Origin of the sequence: Halalkalibacter alkalisediminis (assembly GCF_028610705.1) — a bacterium.
GTDB lineage: Bacteria > Bacillota > Bacilli > Bacillales > Bacillaceae_D > Halalkalibacter > Halalkalibacter alkalisediminis.
The window spans coordinates 91,997-112,669 of record NZ_JAQQWT010000007.1 but is presented as its reverse complement, the minus strand read 5'-3'; the positions used below and the strand labels follow the sequence as shown (position 1 = coordinate 112,669).

General features: G+C 36.7%; 24 protein-coding genes. 10 read left to right on the top strand and 14 right to left on the bottom strand.

Annotated features, from left to right (window positions below):
• Positions 1-11 precede the first annotated feature (11 nt).
• Positions 12-1,049 (bottom strand): uroporphyrinogen decarboxylase, encoded by a 1,038-nt coding sequence (gene hemE / locus PQ474_RS12880; protein WP_273843846.1) that lies wholly within the window; start codon positions 1,047-1,049, stop codon positions 12-14.
• A gap of 344 nt (positions 1,050-1,393) precedes the next feature.
• Here hemE and PQ474_RS12875 point away from each other — a divergent pair, with 344 nt between their 5' ends.
• On the top strand, positions 1,394-2,587 hold the full coding sequence (locus PQ474_RS12875) for an EAL domain-containing protein (RefSeq protein ID WP_273843843.1): 1,194 nt from the start codon (positions 1,394-1,396) through the stop codon (positions 2,585-2,587).
• A gap of 66 nt (positions 2,588-2,653) precedes the next feature.
• Here PQ474_RS12875 and PQ474_RS12870 read toward each other — a convergent pair whose 3' ends face one another.
• A complete protein-coding gene (locus PQ474_RS12870; protein ID WP_273843840.1) occupies positions 2,654-4,795 on the bottom strand; it encodes a transglycosylase domain-containing protein in 2,142 nt (713 codons plus the stop codon).
• 140 nt (positions 4,796-4,935) lie between these two features.
• Here PQ474_RS12870 and PQ474_RS12865 point away from each other — a divergent pair, with 140 nt between their 5' ends.
• Both PQ474_RS12865 and PQ474_RS12860 read left to right on the top strand, forming a co-directional pair.
• Positions 4,936-5,406, top strand: coding sequence for an antibiotic biosynthesis monooxygenase family protein (locus PQ474_RS12865; RefSeq protein ID WP_273843837.1), 471 nt, complete (start codon positions 4,936-4,938; stop codon positions 5,404-5,406).
• 132 nt (positions 5,407-5,538) lie between these two features.
• Entirely contained in the window at positions 5,539-6,270 is a 732-nt protein-coding gene (locus PQ474_RS12860; protein WP_420537705.1) for a DUF421 domain-containing protein, read from the top strand.
• A gap of 92 nt (positions 6,271-6,362) precedes the next feature.
• On the opposite strand, the gene PQ474_RS12855 is transcribed toward PQ474_RS12860, so the two are convergent.
• The 6 genes from PQ474_RS12855 to PQ474_RS12830 form a co-directional block, all read right to left on the bottom strand.
• Positions 6,363-6,995, bottom strand: a complete 633-nt coding sequence (locus PQ474_RS12855) for a response regulator (RefSeq protein WP_273843832.1) — start codon at positions 6,993-6,995, stop codon at positions 6,363-6,365.
• Positions 6,988-8,046, bottom strand: coding sequence for a HAMP domain-containing sensor histidine kinase (locus PQ474_RS12850; protein WP_273843830.1), 1,059 nt, complete (start codon positions 8,044-8,046; stop codon positions 6,988-6,990). The genes PQ474_RS12855 and PQ474_RS12850 overlap by 8 nt, the downstream gene beginning before the upstream one ends.
• Complete coding sequence (gene liaF, locus PQ474_RS12845; protein ID WP_273843827.1) at positions 8,043-8,840, bottom strand: cell wall-active antibiotics response protein LiaF; 798 nt, start codon at positions 8,838-8,840, stop codon at positions 8,043-8,045. The genes PQ474_RS12850 and liaF overlap by 4 nt, the downstream gene beginning before the upstream one ends.
• Positions 8,841-8,854: 14 nt before the next feature.
• Positions 8,855-9,688: a DUF4097 family beta strand repeat-containing protein gene (locus PQ474_RS12840; protein WP_273843825.1), complete on the bottom strand. Its 834-nt coding sequence runs from the start codon at positions 9,686-9,688 to the stop codon at positions 8,855-8,857.
• 98 nt (positions 9,689-9,786) lie between these two features.
• Complete coding sequence (locus PQ474_RS12835; protein ID WP_273843823.1) at positions 9,787-10,356, bottom strand: PspA/IM30 family protein; 570 nt, start codon at positions 10,354-10,356, stop codon at positions 9,787-9,789.
• On the bottom strand, positions 10,337-10,753 hold the full coding sequence (locus tag PQ474_RS12830; protein ID WP_273843821.1) for a hypothetical protein: 417 nt from the start codon (positions 10,751-10,753) through the stop codon (positions 10,337-10,339). Before PQ474_RS12830 ends, PQ474_RS12835 begins: the two co-directional genes overlap by 20 nt.
• 272 nt (positions 10,754-11,025) lie before the next feature.
• On the opposite strand from PQ474_RS12830, the gene PQ474_RS12825 reads away from it, so the two are divergent.
• Complete coding sequence (locus PQ474_RS12825) at positions 11,026-11,742, top strand: cytochrome c biogenesis CcdA family protein (RefSeq protein ID WP_273843819.1); 717 nt, start codon at positions 11,026-11,028, stop codon at positions 11,740-11,742.
• Positions 11,743-11,798: 56 nt separating this feature from the next.
• Here the strand turns inward: PQ474_RS12825 and PQ474_RS12820 are convergent, their stop codons facing one another.
• From PQ474_RS12820 to PQ474_RS12805, 4 genes are all read right to left on the bottom strand, one after another.
• Positions 11,799-12,524 (bottom strand): EcsC family protein, encoded by a 726-nt coding sequence (locus PQ474_RS12820; protein WP_273843817.1) that lies wholly within the window; start codon positions 12,522-12,524, stop codon positions 11,799-11,801.
• 262 nt (positions 12,525-12,786) lie between these two features.
• Positions 12,787-13,998: an ABC transporter permease gene (locus tag PQ474_RS12815; RefSeq protein ID WP_273843816.1), complete on the bottom strand. Its 1,212-nt coding sequence runs from the start codon at positions 13,996-13,998 to the stop codon at positions 12,787-12,789.
• Positions 13,995-14,738 carry an ABC transporter ATP-binding protein gene (locus PQ474_RS12810; RefSeq protein WP_273844060.1) on the bottom strand — a complete coding sequence of 248 codons (744 nt, stop codon included), beginning with the start codon at positions 14,736-14,738 and terminating at the stop codon, positions 13,995-13,997. Before PQ474_RS12810 ends, PQ474_RS12815 begins: the two co-directional genes overlap by 4 nt.
• A gap of 165 nt (positions 14,739-14,903) precedes the next feature.
• Positions 14,904-15,377: a PCYCGC motif-containing (lipo)protein gene (locus PQ474_RS12805; protein ID WP_337956357.1), complete on the bottom strand. Its 474-nt coding sequence runs from the start codon at positions 15,375-15,377 to the stop codon at positions 14,904-14,906.
• A gap of 195 nt (positions 15,378-15,572) precedes the next feature.
• Here PQ474_RS12805 and PQ474_RS12800 point away from each other — a divergent pair, with 195 nt between their 5' ends.
• Together PQ474_RS12800 and serC are read left to right on the top strand one after the other, a co-directional pair.
• Positions 15,573-16,007, top strand: coding sequence for an HIT family protein (locus tag PQ474_RS12800; RefSeq protein ID WP_273843812.1), 435 nt, complete (start codon positions 15,573-15,575; stop codon positions 16,005-16,007).
• Positions 16,008-16,237: 230 nt separating this feature from the next.
• Entirely contained in the window at positions 16,238-17,317 is a 1,080-nt protein-coding gene (gene serC, locus PQ474_RS12795; RefSeq protein ID WP_273843811.1) for a 3-phosphoserine/phosphohydroxythreonine transaminase, read from the top strand.
• 34 nt (positions 17,318-17,351) lie between these two features.
• On the opposite strand, the gene PQ474_RS12790 is transcribed toward serC, so the two are convergent.
• Positions 17,352-17,546: a hypothetical protein gene (locus tag PQ474_RS12790; RefSeq protein WP_273843808.1), complete on the bottom strand. Its 195-nt coding sequence runs from the start codon at positions 17,544-17,546 to the stop codon at positions 17,352-17,354.
• A 78-nt stretch (positions 17,547-17,624) separates the two neighbouring features.
• Between PQ474_RS12790 and PQ474_RS12785 the strand changes: the two genes are divergently transcribed.
• From PQ474_RS12785 to PQ474_RS12775, 3 genes are all read left to right on the top strand, one after another.
• Complete coding sequence (locus PQ474_RS12785; protein ID WP_273843805.1) at positions 17,625-17,972, top strand: YtxH domain-containing protein; 348 nt, start codon at positions 17,625-17,627, stop codon at positions 17,970-17,972.
• Positions 17,973-18,152: 180 nt separating this feature from the next.
• Positions 18,153-18,746 carry an HTH-type transcriptional regulator Hpr gene (locus PQ474_RS12780; RefSeq protein ID WP_273843802.1) on the top strand — a complete coding sequence of 198 codons (594 nt, stop codon included), beginning with the start codon at positions 18,153-18,155 and terminating at the stop codon, positions 18,744-18,746.
• A gap of 297 nt (positions 18,747-19,043) precedes the next feature.
• A complete protein-coding gene (locus PQ474_RS12775; RefSeq protein ID WP_273843799.1) occupies positions 19,044-19,586 on the top strand; it encodes a DUF3267 domain-containing protein in 543 nt (180 codons plus the stop codon).
• A gap of 57 nt (positions 19,587-19,643) precedes the next feature.
• Here the strand turns inward: PQ474_RS12775 and PQ474_RS12770 are convergent, their stop codons facing one another.
• Positions 19,644-20,234, bottom strand: coding sequence for a YpmS family protein (locus PQ474_RS12770; protein ID WP_273843796.1), 591 nt, complete (start codon positions 20,232-20,234; stop codon positions 19,644-19,646).
• 224 nt (positions 20,235-20,458) lie between these two features.
• On the opposite strand from PQ474_RS12770, the gene PQ474_RS12765 reads away from it, so the two are divergent.
• Entirely contained in the window at positions 20,459-20,638 is a 180-nt protein-coding gene (locus PQ474_RS12765) for a hypothetical protein (RefSeq protein WP_035665177.1), read from the top strand.
• Positions 20,639-20,673 lie beyond the last annotated feature (35 nt).

The following is a 20,673-nucleotide window of genomic DNA, read 5'->3' as shown; positions in this document are numbered from 1 at the left end:
TTCATCCTTTTTTATTTATTCATTGAATAATCATGTACAAAAGCAGTAAGACGCTTTAATGTTTCTGGATTTACTTCTGGGAACACACCATGACCTAAATTAAAAATAAAGTTAGGGTTTTTCATGCCTTGATCTAAGATAGCTTTCGTGCGCTCTTCAATCACTTCCCAAGGTGCTAAGAGAATGGCTGGATCTAAATTTCCTTGAACGGTTTTCTTAATACCTAAGTCTCTAGCTTCTTGAACAGATAAGCGCCAATCCAAACCAACTACATCTAAAGGCAAGTCATTCCACTCATTTGCCAAATGACTAGCCCCCACACCAAACATAATAAGCGGTACATTCTCTTGTTTTAATTCTGCAAATATTTTGTTCATTACAGGTTTTACAAACAATCGATAATCCGAAACATTTAGTGCACCAACCCACGAATCAAAGATTTGGATAGCCTGGGCACCAGCTGCGATTTGTGACTTAACATATGTAATGGTCATTTCCCCTAACTTGTCCATTAGTAAGTGCCAAGCTTCCGGTTCAGCATACATGAATGCTTTTGTTTTATTATAATTTTTTGATGGTCCACCTTCGATCATATAACTAGCTAATGTAAAAGGAGCTCCTCCAAAACTAATGAGCGGGACAGTCAATTGCTCTCTTAATAATTTAATCGTATCAAGAACATACGGTACATCCTGTTCTGGGTGAATCGTACCTAGTCTCTCAACATCAGCCTTGGAACGGATCGGATTATCAATTACAGGTCCAATTCCTGATTTTATCTCAACATCTACACCAATTGCCGGTAACGGTGTCATTATATCTTTATATAAAATAGCTGCATCATTGTCGTACTGATCCACTGGTAATTTGGTTACATACGCACATAGTTCTGGTTGATGAGTAATTTCAAAGAGTGAATATTCTTCTTTGATTTTTCTGTATTCAGGTTGAGATCTTCCTGCTTGTCTCATATACCAAACAGGGACATGATTATGCTCTTCTCCTCTACATGCTTTTAAAAATGTATCATTAAATGTGTTCTGATTCATTATGCCACTCCTTCTTATTCCTTCTTATTCATATTTTACTTGATAGCGCATGAAAATGCATTTTCTACACCTTTTAAGATTTTGGAGAAAGGTATATTATAAATGACAACTTTTTATATAAGAAAGCTTTCATCTTTTTCCCTTTTTTAAGATACCTTTACTATAGTGATCCATTAATCTTCTGTATAGACCATCATTTAAACTGTCATAAAATTGATGAATCTTGCTCAGTTTTTAACAAGAAAACGTTGTCAGATTTTCGCACAAACCTAAACCACGAAACCATTCTTTTGTTAGAATAGATACCAACCACTACTTAGATTAAGTGAGAACGGGAGGAAATAATGAAAAACTCTTTAACATTACCTCTTTCTGTAAAAAGCATAATCCCTTACTTCCAACCTATTATCGGTGCTGATCAACGTTCTGTAATAGGATATGAGATCTTAGGCCGATATGTAAATCATGAGTCTGTCCTAAGTCTAGGAAGTTTTTTTCACAGAGACAGCATTGATATTAAAGAAAAATGCTATGTAGACAGATGGGTACGTACCAAGGCTTTAGAAGTATTGAAAGATGGTTCACACAATCAAAAACTTTTCTTCTTTAATATTAGTCCTGATTTGTTCACGACAGAAGAAGACCACTTCTTTTATGAACAACTTCATACATTTCAACTAACTAGCATTTTACAGCCAGATCAAGTTGTATTAGAAATCACAGAAACCGATTATTTTATGAATGAAACACTTTTTTTAAGTAGATTAGAAAAATATCGCACACTTGGCTGCAAAATTGCTGTTGATGATTTTGGCAGAGGGTTTAGCAATCTTAAGAGGGTAGCCTTACTAAAACCTCACATTCTTAAAATAGACCTACACATCGTCCAAAAAAGTATTGAGAGCCAATCTCATAGGGATATTTTACATTCACTGTCCATTTTGTCGCAACGAATTGGTGCTCAACTGCTTTTCGAAGGCATTGAAACAACCCAATTGCTTGAGACTGCCTGGAAACATGGAGCTCAATATTACCAAGGATATTTATTGGCTAAACCTTCCCCAAGCCCGGCTGTAACCATTGAATGTACGCATGTGTTTCGTGACCAACTTGAAAACATGATTCAAAAAGAAATATCCGCTCTTCAACTCAAATACAACTTTGAAGAAAAATTAAATCATCTTGTAAAAGAAAGTTTGCCCACAATAAGTCTTACTAATGATTATGATCAATTTGTCGAACACATATGTAGACGATTACCAGATCTCTGCTTTCGTGTTTATATCTGTGACCGTCTAGGCTATCAAATCTCAGGTAATCATTTAAGAGATGAGTCAAATAAATGGAATGTGTTCCTCAAATATTTAAATAAAAATTGGAGTTGGCGTCCTTACTTTCTACAAAATATCGTAGCGATGGAGGTCAATCAAAAAGGGTTTCTCTCCGATGTCTATACAGATATTGAAACAAGTGCATTAATTCAGACATTCTCTTATCCCGTACATAAAGATATCTATCTTTTCATAGACATCATGTAAAAAAGGTTGTTAAAAGATGATCTTTTAACAACCTCAATATTCATTTTTTGGGAAGGTATTATACATTTAATGTACACCAAATTTAAATTTCACATCCGCTATATTAGAAGACTCCCCTATTTGTTCCGTTACGGAATCGTAAGGAACGATCTCATACCGTTTTGACGTAAAAGGGTTTGTACGATTAATAAAATACTGATTGTCACCAACAACTGTTGCTATTCGCTGCTTCACATCATTGTCGACTTCATAAATATGATAATAAATTCGCTCATCATCACTGCCCGTCCAGTTCAAACGAATACTTGATAAGCCGCGTCCTCCCATTGAAAAAGTCGCCGTTAAATCGGTGACTACTGGTAAGCGAACTGGTGGATCTAGCTCCTTAACGTCAGCCGGTTTAATGAAGGCCACTTCTCGAAGTTCAGTAGGAAGTTCATTTAGAATGTCCTTGAATAAAATCGTTGGATAAGAGCTTCCACCATTAAGATAACGCTCGCTTGAAGTAATATCGTATCCCATCCATACAGAACCCACTACCGCCTGATTATAGCCAACAAACCAAGCATCCATTGTAGCACCAGCTATTTCTGAGTAAGAGGTCGTACCTGTCTTCCCTGCCAACGGAGCCTGAAATTCTCCTTGACTACCTGTTCCTCGTTCCACAACAGACTCAAGCATTCTAGTCATATACCAAGCTGTTTGCGGTGCAAGTACTTCTTCTTCCACTAACGATTCTCCTTTTAGCCTTTCACCATTCTCATCATAAATTGCCTCAATAAAATATGGCTGTACCCTCTTCCCCTCTTTTGCAAAAGCTCTATAAGATGAAGCCATTTCAAGTGGTGTTACTCCTTCTGTCAGACCGCCAAGGGCAATAGCTAAACCACGATCTTCTATGTCAAAGTGAAACCTTTTTAACACATCAATTGATTGATCCATTCCTAATTCATTTAACAACCAAACTGCTGGCGCATTGGCTGAATACGTTAGAGCATCGTGCATGGTCATTTTCCCCGAGTAAACTTGATTATAATTACGAGGGGAGTAACCATCATAATCGCTTAATTCATCCATTAACATTGTATAAGGGTGACTTCCATGCTCTAACGCAGGAGCGTATACGGCTAATGGCTTAAACGCTGAGCCAGGCTGTCGCTTAACATTGACGCGATTAAGACCTTTTCTTACATACTCACGCCCTCCCTGAACAGCAAGTACTCCCCCTGTTTCAACATTTATTAAAACGATAGCCGTTTCCGCATCGTTATTTCCACCAGGAAAATAACGATCTTCTTTCATTTTTTGAAAGGAAACTTCTTGCATATGTCTATTAATCGGAACGACTATTTCATAGCCTCCCGTGAGCACTTCTTCATTAGTTAAATGAAATCGCTCAGCGGCTTCATCGATGACCATATCTATATATGTAAGATAGGCATCATTTACAGACCATTGATTTAGAGCAATCGTGACTGTCCTACCTCGTAATTTTTTTGCTTCTTCCGCACTTAATTTCCCTTGCCTCTCCATCACAGTCAAGACGAGATCACGCCTTTGTTTACTTCTCTCAGGACTTGTTATCGGAGAATAGGAATTAGGTGCTTTAGGCAATCCAGCAAGGAGAGCACCTTCTTCTATAGTTAACTCTTCTACACTTTTATTAAAATACAGTTTTGATGCTGCTTGAATCCCATAAACTCCGTGCCCAAAGTAAATTCTATTTAAATACATCTCTAAAAGTTCATTTTTGCTATATCGCCTTTCTAAATTCATTGCAATCAAAACTTCTTTTGTTTTTCGTAACAAAGTCTTCTCATTCGTTAAGAAAACATTCTTAGCAAGCTGCTGTGTAATCGTGCTACCTCCTTCAACGCTTGCTCCTGCTAAAACATCACGATATAAGGCACGACCAATTGAACGAAAATCAATTCCTTGATGCTCTCTAAATCTTGTATCCTCAATGGAAATAAACGCATCTTGAACATGTTCAGGAATATCGCGAATGGACACAAGTTCCCTATTTTCAATAAAAAGCTGAGTAACCAATTCTCCATCTTGATCCACCAAAGAGGTTGTCGCCTTCATAACTAACTTTTGATCATCAATTGCATAATTCCCTACTAGTAAAATAATTAAATAAATGATAAGAGCTAATAGAACTGACCCTAAAACACTAGATAATCCTATAACTAATTTCCTTTTCATGTCACACCTCCCCTGTAGTCTTACTATACCCTTTCAGAAGCAGTTCATAACAGTTGCAACTTAAAACGATATTAGGCTACACTTATCTACGAATCAACGATAATAGTTGTTTCACAATAAACGATAGGAGGATTCTCTCAATGAAAACGGCTACTATCCTTAAAGATGCTAATGACACAGTTCAATTAGAAGGACTTCGTTTACAAGGGGAAACAGGGAATGATCTCTATGTAGAAGATTCAATAGATCATCCAACTGCAAAGCACTATGAGATTTTTGGTGAGACAGGTTCTTTTAAAAAAGAAGGATACGTTGTGATGAACAACATCGCTGTTGTAGAAAACGGAAGAGGGACTTTTGAAGAACGTTTTCGTAATCGAGCAGGTTTAGTAGAAACAGAGCCCGGATTTCAGGCAATTCGTATTTTACGACCACTAGACGATGATACATATGTAATCATGACGGTTTGGGACAATGAGGAATCCTTTAAAAGTTGGCAAACGTCCAAGTCTTATGAAAATGCTCATAAAAAACGTGGAACACAAGCCGCTTTGGCAACAAGCATATTTCCACGTCCTTCTTTTGTAACCACTTTTTATTCTAAGGGGTAATTAAGCCTGTACTAACTCCCAACTTTCACCTTATTCTTTGGTAGAAAAGAGTATTATTATATTTAGTCAGCACAATGTAATAAAATCCATCCAGCTTACACATACTTTCCATTAAAAAGGATGGAGATTGTTCTGGATATTACCAAAGAATTAATCATTCTTTTCTTTAGAGTGATCACTATTTTGCCGCTCATGCTCTTTGTGACTCTTTTAATGGGAAAACGCTCGATTGCCGAATTACCCGTATTTGACTTTTTGATCGTCATTACACTTGGCGCTGTGGTCGGTGCTGACCTTGCCGACCCTGCCATTAAGCATATTCATACAGCTGTTGCTGTTGTATTGATTGGTCTGTTTCAAATCTCAGTCGCAAAAGGGAAGATTATTAACCGAACATTCGGTAGGCTCATCACGTTTGAACCTACCATCGTGATTCATAATGGGGTTTTTCTTGTTAATAATTTAAGAAGAATTCGTTACTCGATTGATAACATTCTCCAAATGTTAAGGGAAAATGATGTCTTTGATGTCAGCGATGTAGAGCTAGGTATTGTCGAGGCAAATGGCCAATTAACAATCCATAAAACAGCTTCAAAGTCTACTGTCACCTTAGGAGACTTAGGGCTTGATAAATCCTCGACTGATCTATCTTTTCCTGTTGTCATTGATGGAAAGATTTATAAAGATGTATTAGAAACCTTGGATTTAGATGAAGAGTGGCTCCGTCAGAAATTAACGGGGGTTGGTGTTAGCGATATGACAACTGTGTTCTTTGCATCTTTAACGAAGCAAAAAGAGTTGCACGTTTCCTTAAAAGATAACCAACTACAACTACAGAAAAATTTACCCCCTATTTTTCATTGAATTTTGTGAGCAACTACATTCATATCACTTATATCATGCTTAAAACGATCCAAGAGAGCTATGCATCCGGAACAGCTCTCTTGGATCGTTTTCTATTTCGCTAAACCGAAGCGATGAGCATATACAGCCATTTGTGTCCGATCCTCTAACTCTAATTTTTGTAAAATGTGACTTACATGTGTTTTAACTGTCTTGATTCCAATAAATAGATATTCCGCTATTTCTTGATTGCTTTTGCCTTCACCTACTAGTTCAAGTACTTCTCGTTCTCTTGGAGTAAGATCATCATGTAAATGTTTGGGCTTACCATTCCTCATGCGGTCCATCATTTTGTTAGTTACTTTCGCTTCAACCACTGGTGTTCCAGCAGATGCACTGCGAATTGCATCTGCGATTTCAATAGCTGATGATGTCTTTAATAAATAGCTAAAAGCACCAGCTTCAATCACAGGATATACTTTCTCATCATCAATAAAGCTTGTAAGGACAATGATCCTAGAAGAGGGGCGCTCTTTCGTAATTGCAGCTGTTGCTTCTATTCCGTCCATTTTCTCCATAACCAAATCCATTAAAACCACATCCGGTGAAAGAGCCAAAGCCTTTTCAACGCCTTCAACCCCATTGCTCGCTTGCCCAACTACACTCATATCTGGCTGTGTTGATAAATAAGCTGATAACCCCATTCTGACCATTTCATGATCATCCACTAAAAGCACTCTAATCATCCTTTTCCCCCTTCCAAGCAATTGGAATATTCGCTTCGATTTGTGTTCCTTTATTTGGTACAGAAACGATTTGGAGAGTTCCTCCAATCTCGGTAACCCGCTCACGCATGGTATGTAAACCATAGGAGCTTTGTTGTGCCGTCTTCGGATCAAAACCAACTCCATTGTCTATGAGTTTAACTTTCACGTCTTGGCCCGTCTGCTTCAGTTGGAATTCGAGTTGATTAGCTTTGGCATGTCTTAATACATTTGAGATTGCTTCTTGAATCATTCTAAACAGTTGATCTTCAATGCCTTTTGGAATCGTAAGTTGTTCTTCAATCAATACATGTACGTCCATTTTATATTTTTGTTTTAATTCATTAAATAATTGATTTAACCCGTTCGCTAAGCTTTTTCCTTCTAAATGAGCAGGTCTTAAATGTAGTAATAACGCTCTCATTTCAGCTTGTGCTGTATTGGCCATATTCTCAACCATATTCACTTGCTCAATAGTGGAACCAGACATATGTTGAATGTTTTGTTTAATGGCGGCAGTCATCATTGAAATGGCAAATAATTGTTGACTAACCGCATCATGAAGGTCTCGTGCTAATCGCTGCCGTTCCTCTGTTACCGCTGCTTTCTTAACCGTTTCTTGCATTTGTGCACGCTCAGAGGAAAGTCGTTGAAGAGAAGCTACTTGATTTTCAATATTTTGAGCCATCCCGTTTAAGCGGTTGGCAAGCTCTCCAATTTCATCTTCCCCGTCTACCTCAACTCGGTGTGAGAATGTTCCTCTTTCGTAACGAAGTGCACCATGCACCAACTGATCAATCCTTTTTCTTATTGGCATTGCCTGAATATAGCCACTTATTAAACCGGTGATGAGAATGATCATAACGATCCACAACGCAATTGGAATTCCCAATAATTGCCGATCAAAAAGAAGCAATAGACCACGATTGTCTTCATATGTAATGAAGAACAGTATAAAAAAAGAGGTTAATCCCGTTACAATACAACTATGGCGGATAAACTGCCATTGCAACCGTGCTAACTGTCTTTTCATATTGCCCTCACCTTTACTTCCCCGATGACCGTTGACAATATAAGCTTGACGCGCCTTGGAGCTTCTTTATATTGACGAGTCGCCATACTTAATTGCTGATTAATCCCCTCATGTTTCTCATGAAATAATGAAACTTCTCCAATAATGGTAGAAGATTGGATGGTGACAGCTAAGTCCTCTGGTATATAAAAGTCTATTTGTCCAATGATGCATTGAACAATAATGACTATCTCCCCCTCTGGTATGATCGCTTTTGATAAATCAATACGAATGTCTCCGATCCCATTCCAAATGGTCAAGTCGTTTAGATCAAAGGACTCACCCGTATAATGAATATCACCTATAAAACTTCTTCGTATAATCGGTGTAAAAACGATACGCTCTCTATCTTCTTCTGCTTCTAGATGTCCTTTGGGTTTCATTGAGTCTGCTTTTTCATGCTGCTTTTTTTCGATTACTGTCTCTTCTGCTTGCTTTCTCAAGTCTCTTTTTAATTCTTTTGCCTTTTTCGTCTTAATTGGAGACCTGACCAAACGAATCCCATAGTAAAGGGCTAAAATAGCAATTAGCAAGGAGAGAAAATTCAGACCTAGTAATTGATCAAAGAAAATGCTCATACTCACTATAAAGAAAAGCATACTTAAAAAGGTATGCTTACGCTTATAAAAGAAAAGGCCTAACATGAAAAAAATGAGTGGGGCAACGAAGGTTCCTGATGAAAGGTTCATTGAATTAAATAAAAGGTTAAGCCCAATGATGACGATGATTATTCCAAAAATAGTTTGTTTCTTCATGCTCCCACCCCTTTCTATCTTTCCGTTACACGAATATCTCCTGACGTTGTGCTTACCGTTACTTCAGCCGCACTATCACCTATTTTACCAGTAAAACCAGGATCGACAAATATTTTTCCTGATACAGTTTTCATCGTTAGATTCGTATTCTCTTTATACAATTCTATATTGACATCACCTGAAACGGTCTTTACACTAGTTCTGTATTTTCCCTTTAAACCTACTCGAATATCTCCTGATACTGCGTTCACATCGAGTTCACCTGTCAGTTTCTCAATCAAACTATCACCAGAGACATTGTTTAATTTTACTGTCTCACCATCTATATGTTGTATATGAATATTTCCAGAAGTCGTATTAATGTCTGTCTTAGTAGCTGAAAGATCTCTCGTCAAAACATCTCCTGATACGGTTTTAACCCTCCAACTCGATAGATTCAAGTCATCATTTATATGGACATCCCCCGAAACCGTTTGAACCTTTAGAGCATTCTCATATCGAATAGGCAATTGAACATGCACTTTGTTTCGTCCCTGAAAATTAAAGGAAAACAACTTAAATCCCTCTTCTTTTATTTCAAGTTTTAATGTATCTCCTTGCTGCCGTGAATGAATATTCACCTGCTTATCGTCATTTGAAAGTTCCACGATGATCTCATCACCACTATACCTTTGAATGTCCCAATCTAGACTCGTACTTGTAAGATCAATGGTCTGAAAGGAATCAACATTTTCACTATATCGGTTTCCTTCATTTAGTGTCTTACCAGACGAAAACAAAGAAGAAATAGTCAGTGATAAAAAGCCACAGCCTATAACAATTAATCCTAACCCTATAAACTTTTTCATTTACCTACCTCCTGTCTCGCTCCCCTTTATACTATATAACTTTTCATCATTAGCCTAGAAAAAAGGGAATGCCTAACATGATAACCCTTCCCTTTCTTTCATGATTGTATTTTTGCTTTTAACAAATTAAGTTCATTCTCAATATCGACATCCTGTTTTTTCTGATCCCATTCATCCTCATGTTTGCTTGATGTTTTATATTGTTCGGATTCCTCAAATCTTTCCATCTGATTCCTCGCTTTTTTTTCTAGCCTTACATCTACATTTCTTTCTTTTATTTGTTCATACTTGATTTGACTATTCTCAAGCTCCTCCTTCTGCTCCTTTAAGTCTTCTCTCGTTTTATTTATTAGTTGTTCATATTGCGTCATTCGTTCCCAGACTCTCTTTTTGCTAACTAGGATTTTTCGAGCAAGTTCATCTTCACCTGCTTGAATGGTCATTCTTGCTTGCTCTTCCCTTCGAAGAAAAAGTTTCTTGGCTTCTGCTAATTGATGAACTAATTTCTTTTCATGTGTTTCTTGTTTCTTAATGGTTTCTTCTAACTGATCCATCTCTCCTTGGATGTCACGCATGCACTGCTTAGCCATTAACATCGGATCTTCCAATTTTTCTAACCCCTCATATACGTACGCTTTTATGATACTACTAATTCTTTTCATGACCATTTTTTGCTCCCCCTTCCCCGATTAGTTGGGCAAATTCCTCATCAATATTGTCATAAGTTGAACTTGATTTAACTGAGCGGGAAATCTCAGATTCTTCGACTGTCTCCTTTGTTTGGAGCATTTTGTATCCACCGTAGACAAGGAACGCTCCAATGACTAAACTAACAACACCACCGATACCTCCTAGAAAAATGACAGTTCCTAACGCCACCAGTAAAATGCTCATAATAGACCATTTTCCTTTATCTCTAGAAATGGAGTAGCCCCAATAAATGAAGCAACCACCAATCACAAGACCGAACAACCCACCTAAATTTATTCCAAGCATTCCAAGCAATATACTTGCTCCTATGAAAACGAGAAGAATACCTCCAATTACTTTTCCTGTTTGTTTCATAATACTTATCCTCCTTCTTTGAGCTACTTTCATTGTAAGATCATTGTTCTTTTATGAAGACGACCTCCAGAATGGTTTGCTCTCCGCCCTAAGACTGATCTTTTTCTCAACCTTTTGACCTTTCGGTGAACGTTTTTACTTTTAAGTACTAGTAAAGGGATAATTAGCTATAATGAAAAGAATGAGTTTAAATATTTGATTCATAACTTTCTAGTGGACTAGAATAGACTTTAGTAAGCTCTTGTTTTTAGATTTATTAAGGATGTGTTGATATGACTGAAGTTACGATATGGCTTGCCTTCCTAGCTGGTATTGTTTCCTTTTTATCACCTTGTATTTTCCCATTAGTCCCTGCTTACCTAGCACAGCTAACAGGAACCAATGTAGTTGATAATCAAATTAGTGCAGAGAGAAAACTTATATTATCTCGAAGCATCGGCTTTGTTATCGGCTTCACCTCTATTTTTCTTCTCCTAGGAGCTTCCTCGACTTTTATCGGTCAAGCCTTCTGGGGCAATAGACAATTGTTTGAACAAATTGGTGGGATTATCATTGCCGTTTTTGGTCTTCAGATGATGGGGATCATCTCGATTCGAATGCTTATTAGCGAGAAAAAACTTCATGTGAAACCTAAGAAAACAACTAGTTTCGCCAACTCCGTCCTACTTGGATTTTTATTTGGAACTGGTTGGTCACCATGTATCGGGCTTGTTCTAACATCGATTCTTTTATTAGCTGGGAGAGAAGAAACGATGTGGGCTGGGATGTTCATGCTATTTATTTATTCGATTGGTTTAGGTATTCCTTTTATCCTCGTAGCCCTTTTATGGTCTCGTTCCTTAGATAAGGTTAGACGACTAAATAAATGGCTTCCTGCTATTCAAAAAGTAAGTGGAGGCATTATGGTTGTTCTCGGAATTTTACTTTTCACTGGACAATTTGCCGTTATTTCAGCTTACCTAGCAAGGTTCGTACCGTTTTCCATTTAATGTAAAAAGAGGTGGATCGACCGATTTAATTATCAGTCGAATCCACCTCTTTTATTTCATTCCGAAAGCCACCTAATCCGATACCCATTCATAGCCGTCTCACCAAGCACATCTATAAAATGGTAATTAGCAACAGCTCCAACTACTGCTCCAACGCCCGGAATCAGTTGTAACATCTTAGGCAAGTCAATATAATCACGATAATCAAGTTGAAACGCCTTCCAGTCGAAGGTAGCTAAATACTCCTCTTTTTCAGGCAACCTCTCTTTTTCGAAATCCCACTTTTCTAACTTCTCAACTAACAGCGAGCGCTTCTCTTCTCTTGCAAATGCCAATTGAAAAAGATAAAGCACAAATAAACGTTCTCGATAATCTCTCACATCATACCCATAGGCCGCTGCCGTATCAAATAAAAATTTCATCTTAATACTTAAAAGTAACGGAAAATCAACCATTCCGAGCAAGATTCCTCCTGCTCCTGTTCCAGCTCCTTCAAGAGCCGCTGTTCGCTTATAAGATTTCATGATACTAAATACTTTCTCTTCGCGTTCTTTTAAGCTTAAGGCTTCTTCTGGTTGTTTCTTAGTCGTATATTCAGAGCCAACTAATGTAGCATGAACCATATTCTTAATACTAGCTGTAACTACACTATGAACTTTCTCGGGTATTAATTTGTTCATCTTCATTTGTAAGCCTTTTGTATAACGTCCTACCATTGAAGGTCTTTTTTCTAACTTTCGCTTCCACCTCGAAAGCTCCTCAGCAACCTGTGTTTCATACATCGAGACCACTCCTTTACAGAAAAATTATCTCTTCTGAAAAACTATAAGCATATAGCAAGGCCACTTACTTTTGCTGTCTTTAATCATGTATAGGCTACTTAAAGCACTTTTGAGTACTTATATTTTTCTTTCACGCCTGTTTTACGTACCTAAACCTCTCTTTAAATACTTGTTGCCATATTTAAGCATATCGTACTCTCTATTTCCACCTGTAATGAAAACAGAAGGTTCTGCATCGGTCAGTTTCTGTTTTAAGTCATGACTACTTTCTTCTTTTATGAATGAACTTCTGACTGCCAATAAAGCTATAGGCCCCACCTATTAATAAGGCGGCAATTGTAATTTTCCATGTTGACGTAACAATAAGAACTCCAAGTTGAATACCTGTCATAATGAGAAGCAACCGAAACGATAGTTGAGTTAAGGCATCTTTTTTCTCGTTAAGTTCAACTGGGTAAAGGTCGACCCACATATTTGTATCATAGTGATACCAAAGAGTGGATAGTTGGGTCGTCACCATATGCATAAATAATAGAAAGACAAGTAGCTGTAGCCAACCACTTGGTAAAGCAATCAAAACAACGCTAGATATCAGGATAAGTCTAATATAGATACCACCATAATCATTTGAACGTAAAAAAGATCTAACAAACAAGAAGTGGTAAACTGATTTGTTAGAATCGGTGATCCCCTTCAATAACCAGCTTAAATAGTTTCTAGGTCGAACTTTATTCTTAAGTTGAGGGACATCCGTAAAAGAATTAGCAATACGGTAAAAGAAGAGCAGCATACTTTGCTCAACTTCAACCAGATGGTCCCACTTAATTGATAGCTGTTGCGCTAGCTTTTTATAATACAATTGATAAAGACCTAACATGATCACAAATATTGCCGCAATAAAAAGGACATTAGCTCCTGAAAAAAGGAAGAACGTAAAAATGATATTAACAATCCCTCTTAAAAGGAAATGAGTATTTCTCTCATAATCACTTTGAAACCGTTGTTCTTCCCAACTAGCAAAGATATTCCAGCCTTTTGCCATAATTAATATCCATAAAACAAGAAGTAAACTGCCCGCATCACTGGCTAAGTACTTTCCAAATAAAGGTGAAAGAACAACTAGGACTAATAATATTACGGCACTTTGCAAAGCAAGTGAGTACCATTTTGATGCCTGAAAATAAGAACCTAACTTAGATTCATAAGGTAACAGAAACACAACATCAGCTTGTTTTACAAATGTACGAACACCGCTTCTCGTTAACAAATGGGCAAACACAGCGACAAAAATCCATACAGCAGGAAATGAATCGGGTAACCAATCTAACAACACACTATAATAATAACTACCTATGATAATCAACACATATAATGTAAATAAGAATCCGCTATTTCCTATTAAGCGCAAATAACGAATGGCCATATTCCAATACGCGCTAACCCTCTCTCGCCATAACGTCATTCCATCCTTCATCGTAAATCTTCCTTTGTCATCTCAATATATATATCGTCTAATGTCGCATTCGGAAGCTTTAATTGATCACGCATCTCCTTAAGTGTTCCTTCTAACACCACTTTTCCTTGATGTAAAATGACAAAGCGATCACAATAGCGTTCAGCTGTTGCCAAAATATGTGTAGACATGAGAACAGCTGCCCCTTTATTTTTCATATCACTAAGAAAGTTTAAGAACGATTGAATGCCAAGAGGATCTAATCCGACGATTGGTTCATCTACGATATAGACAGGTGGCTCAATCAAGAAAGCACTCATAATCATAACTTTTTGGCGCATCCCTTTGGAAAAATGACTTGGGTACCATTTTTTCATCTTCTGCATTCTAAATTCAACTAAAAGTCGTTCTGCCCGTTCTTGAAAAAGATTTCGGTCAAGCCCATAAGCAAGCGCAGTTAACTCTAAATGTTCCCATAAAGTTAACTCATCATAAAGTATGGGTGTTTCAGGTATGTATGCATACGAGCGTCTATAGTCATTTACATGATCTTGAAACGTTCTTCCCCCTATTGTAACCTGGCCCTTTTCTGCTTGGAGCAAACCTAAGATATGTTTAATTGTTGTACTTTTCCCCGCTCCATTCAAACCAATTAAACCAACGATCTCTGCTTTTTTGACCGAAAAACTAACGTTATGTAATACAGGTTTCTTAGGATGATATCCACCCGTAAGGTCTTTTATTTCTAAGACATCTGTCATTTTCACAACAACTCCTTCATCTTCTTCTATCTTACCAAAAGTAGGGAAAGATTCTCTACTCAAATGACAAAGGCTTGCTTCGTTCGACATGTTTTCTTTTAGAAACGTTCTCTCTTTCACTTTTTGAAAGAAACCTCCTACGACTGTAGGAGGTTTCTTTTTACATTAAAGGCTTGGTGTAGCAGTTGGGGCTGCATAGCCTTCCTTATAACGTTCGTCAATAAAATTTCTAATTTCTTCAAATCCGGCTCCTTGATCATGTAACTCCATTGAAAAAAGAGCAATCTCTAGACAGACTCCGCACTTCGCCCCATGGTCATCCCAGACAACTGAACCGTCTTCTTTATGCTCACTTATAAAGCAATCATACGTATGTCGATGCCCGACAGATCCCCCACAACCACAGTAACATGGAATTTGTTCTAATAAATCTTGATAGTGGGGAACTTCTTTATATATATCTACAATTGATTCATGGTAATGGTCTAAAAACTTTGGATGTTCATTTGTAGAGGCTGTTATTTCATGAAGATCCCCGATAGAAATTTCATGTCCAGTATGCACCTCATCAGAAGCTTGATTCACTGATTGGCAACCTACCAATATGAAAACGAACAAACTAAGCAAAGTAATTATCATTCCTAATTCTCGCATTATATTCACCTCGGATTTGAAGTCAAGATGAAATCATTATAGCATAACTCCCCTCTTCGAAATGAAAACATCTTGTGAAGAAATAGAACCTCTTTCCTGTATTGGTTTCTCTGCAACTTGAATGAGGACAAGCACTCATGTATAGTTGTTTTATACTAAATAATGGGAAAGGTGATCCTAATGACGCTTGATCAAAATTGCGTGTTCTGCAAAATTGTAAACGGTGAAATTCCAGCTTCAAAAATCTATGAAGATGAGCACGTGCTTGCTTTCTTAGATATAAGTCAAGTAACTAAAGGTCATACACTTGTAATACCCAAAAATCACCATACTGATCTATTTGATTTACCTCAGGAAACTTCAAAGCATATTTACTCGGTGGTGCCTAAACTTGCTTCAGCAATCAAACAAACCTATAATGCTGAAGGTTTAAACATGGTTAATAATAACGGAGAAGTCGCTGGACAAACGGTCTTCCATTACCATGTTCATTTAATTCCTCGATATGGCAAAGGGGATGGCTTTGGAGCTGTTTGGAAAGATCATAGCGCAGAATATAAAGGTGAGGACCTCAAACAAATGGCTACAAAAATCACCGCTTTTATAAAAAAGTAGCTAGCCATACTGACTGTAGAAATAGTCGATACATTCATTGCTCAACAATGGCAAGCTCTTTTTAAGAGGTTGAATTAAGGGTCACTCATACCTTTTAAATTCATCCTCTTTCTTTATAAAATGAAAAATTTCAGAAAACATAAAAAAACAATCCAAACAGATCGGAATTATGGTACGATAATGAGAATCTTAGTGATTAACGTGGTGAAGAGATAAAGGAGTGGAGAGAGATGAAAAACGTTTATAATTTTAACGCTGGGCCTTCAGCCTTACCTAAGGCTGTATTAGAAAGAGCACAGTCACAATTGTTGGATTTTAAAGGCACTGGGATGTCTGTAATGGAACTCAGTCACAGAAGCAAGGAATACGAGGAAGTTCATCAAAATGCAATCAACCTTTTAAAGGAATTGTACGACATTCCTGAAAACTATCAGGTTCTTTTTCTTCAGGGAGGAGCTAGTTTACAGTTTTCAATGTTCCCTATGCAATACCTTAAAGAAGGCTTGGTTGGGAACTATATCTTAACAGGATCTTGGTCAGAAAAAGCTTTAAAAGAAGCTAAAATGATTGGTGAGACTAAAATAGCTGCATCATCAAAAGACAATCATTATAAGTCTATCCCACAATTCTCTGACTTTCAATTTAATGAAAATGATGCCTATGTGCATTTAACTTCTAATAACACGATTTATGGGACACAATGGGCCGAGTATCCTCAGATCACACATGCTCCACTTGTGGCAGACATGTCTAGTGATATTCTCTCTCGTCCAATTGATGTTCAAAAGTTTGGCCTCATTTATGCTGGCGCTCAAAAAAACCTAGGTCCATCTGGTGTCACTGTAGCTATCGTCCGTGATGACCTACTTAGTGAGAATGTTGACCATGTACCAACAATGCTTCGTTACCAAACGCATGCAGAGACAAATTCTCTCTATCATACGCCTCCTACTTTTTCTATTTATATGCTTAACGAAGTCCTTACTTGGGTAAAGGAACAGGGTGGCGTCGAAGCAATTGAAAAACGAAACATGGAAAAGGCAAAATTAATTTATGATGCTATTGATGAAAGCAACGGTTTTTATCAAGGTCATGCGGAAAAAGAAGCACGATCTCTAATGAATATTACTTTTAACTTACCAAGTGAAGAACAAAACAAGCAATTTCTTGCAAAAGCAAAAGAGCTAGGGTTTGTCGGTTTAAACGGACATCGTTCTGTTGGTGGTTGCCGTGCCTCTACTTACAATGCAGTACCTTTAGAAGCTTGTCTCGCTTTGCGTGATTATATGAATTCTTTTCGAACAGAATAGTTATGTAAGTGGTTAGGATTCATTCCTAACCACTTTATGAAGAAAAAATAAGGAACAGCACAGAAGTTCCGCTAATTAACAAAAGTGTTAATAATACAAAAAAGGAATTTCTAAACTGTCCTCTCTCTTCTTCATTTCGCATATTTCCAACTAATCGAGAAGAAACATAAATGAAACCGTACGTGGATAATAAACAAATAGAGATTAATAACAGGATTAGTGCCTCCATTTAGCCCCCTCCTTATCCTTTATCTATATGCAAAAAGGATATTGAAAAGAACAATTACTTAAAAGGCGGTTGATTAGAATGAAAACAAAATCATTACTTATGGGAATTGTTGCAGGATCTGCTATCATAGGTGGTTTAACTCTGTTAACAACACCTAAAGCAGGGAAAGAAATGAGGGTTACTTGTAGAGAAAACATTCAAAAAGTTCGTAACGGTTTAGATCAATTGACTTACGATAGCAAAAAAGCTTCCTTACAGCTTAAACAGACAATTCAAGTAGGAAAAGAAACATTTTCTACTGTAGGAGAAGAAATCAAAGGTTCAATTGATGATTGGAAGACCGATGTCGAGCCTTCCCTCGTACAATTAAAAGAAGATATCGAAGCTTTGCAACAATCGGTTAACCAAACAAAGAAGATTACTTAAAGTATCAAGTATCCTTTAAAAGTTAAATCAGATTAAATTTTCAAAAAGTTTATAATACACTAATATTTCTCTTCCCTTTTTGTTTAATTGTTGTCATAATGTAGAGAAGAAAAAATATTCAGAAATAATATTAAAACTTAGACAGAGAAACTAGAAATACAAAAAATAGGGGGGAGAACGATGGATCAACAAATACCTAGCTCATTAAAACAATCAGTTATGTTTAGTCACAAGGTAGCGCAATTAAGTAAAGCACTTTGGAAATCTGTGGAGAAAGATTGGCAAACATGGATAAAGCCATTCGATTTAAACATTAATGAGCATCATATCCTGTGGATTGCTTATCACTTAGATGGTGCATCAATCTCAGATATTGCCAAATTTGGAGTTATGCATGTTTCGACCGCATTCAATTTTTCAAAAAAATTAGAAGAAAGAGGTCTACTTCATTTTTCTAAAAAAGAAAATGACAAGCGTAATACCTATGTTTGTCTTACAAGTGAAGGAAATGACTTATTCTTAAAAACTCTTGAGGCTTATCAACCAAATACATATGGTGTATTTGAAGGAGCCCTTCCAATAAGAGACCTCTACGGCAAATTCCCAGAATTATCGGAAATTACTAGTATACTAAGACATATATATGGACCAGACTTTATAGACATCTTTGAACAATCGCTCTCAAAGTTTAATGACGATTTCGAAGAAGAAGATGGCCGACTTACTAAATTAGATCATGGAGAAAAGAAAAGTTACTCTAATGAAGGAGCATAGTTCTTCTTTTAAAAAAAACAACTAGTAGTTCCTTTAAGCGTGTTGGGATGCCACTTCCCAATGCGCTTTTTTATCGTTGCAACATACATCTAATTGCGTATCCATTCCTCTTTTATTCATTCTTTTAACATAGTAATTATGTCATCTTCTTATCTCTATAACGTTAACAATTTTTTCTCTAATTGTCAGGAATTCTATTCATTATTGTCGAAATCATTTTATTTTTGTCGATACTATTGATTTTTCCTTCAAATGAGAGTAAATTTATCACTTAGATTGAGGAGGTGCAGCATTTCTATGAACTGCTGGAAAACTATACGTGTAAACCGTGAGTACGGTACGTTGCGCCTAATGATGTACTCTGGATGCACGATGCTTTTTTCATTTTTATTTTATTATTTAGTAGTAAGTATTTTAATTCCGACCCCTGAACTAACTAATATTGGTCTATTGTTTTTTATTTTTAGTATTTTAATCTTAGTTTTTATCCATAAAGGACTCCATTTAATCCCTATTTGGTTGTGTGGAAAAAGAGCTACTTTCAAAGTTCAATGGGCTTATCTAATCCCGATTTTAACAATAAAAACATCGAAACCATTATCTCGTAATCTTTATTTAACTGCCTTATTAACACCTGTATTTGTCATAACGACGATCGGAGCCTTTGCTTCAGCTATGTTTCCGATGTATATAGCAATTATTTCCATTCTAAGCTCAATCCATTTTGGTCTTGCTTTTTATGATATTGTTTATGCATCCTATCTGATTAAAGCTCCTAAACGAAGTTATGTAGAGAACCATGAAGAGGGATTTCATATTCTCATTAAACAAGCTGTGTAACAAATAAAAAAGGATGGATAAAGCATCTATAAATATGCTTTTACCATCCCTTTTTGTTTACTCTACAATCATCTCTAATTCAATTATGTCTTGCTCAAGGTCAAAACGAGTAAAACGAAAATGCATGGTGTCCTTTTCATTTACTCTAATTTCAGTGACTTTTATTTCGACCAGTCGATCGACAGGGTACGTCACGACCCAATCCGCGAAATCAATCCAACCACTTATTAGTTGGAGAACTTGTTCTACTGGTAAGCTCAATAAGCCTAGCGAAAAAGTTTCTACTTTTAATAATAAATCACCATTAGCTACAACTTCCGGTAAAAAATTTACCGTAACAGGAATTTCCTGACCTAATACTCTAAAGGCGGATCGGAATTGGACTTTATCTTCTTGAAGTTCAACCATATACGAAATCTCTGAAGGAGTTTGTTCAATTCTTGATGCAATCAGTGAATTCAGACGTCCTTTATTCGTTTGAATGGTAAAAGTAGCTTCATCCATTGATGGTGATTGCTGAATAAAATGATCCTCCGACACTTCTGGAAAGTGTTTGTAAAAAAGCAGTACGACTGTAATCACTAAAAGAAGTACCAAACCACTTAGAGTAAAAAAAGCAATTTTCCATTTATTGGCGTTTTTTCTCATTCGTTCACACCTTTCTTGACTTCCTTTATTGTATGGTTCAAAATTGTTTTTTTCAATAATGACGTGACTCTCCTCTTACAACGTGTGGCTAAGATCATCTCCTCCTGCATTTCGTATTATCTTGAGTTTGATTTGTGAAAACAAATTTAATTAAGCATTTATCTATCTTTTTTTCAGGATTTTTGATAAAGTTTATATATCATTGCTCGTCAGGAGGCAACTGCATGCTCTTCTTTACTGTACTTTTTGCATTATTTATTTTGTTCGTTATTAATTCTATGACAGATGCTTTATGCTTAAAGCGGGAAATCCCTTCAGAAAAGCAACCTAAATTATTTCGAACTATTAATATTCTCATGACTATTTTATTAACCTCAACATATGTAAAAATCTTATTCACATAAAAAGAGTGAGTGACTTAATGTCCTCACTCTTTTTT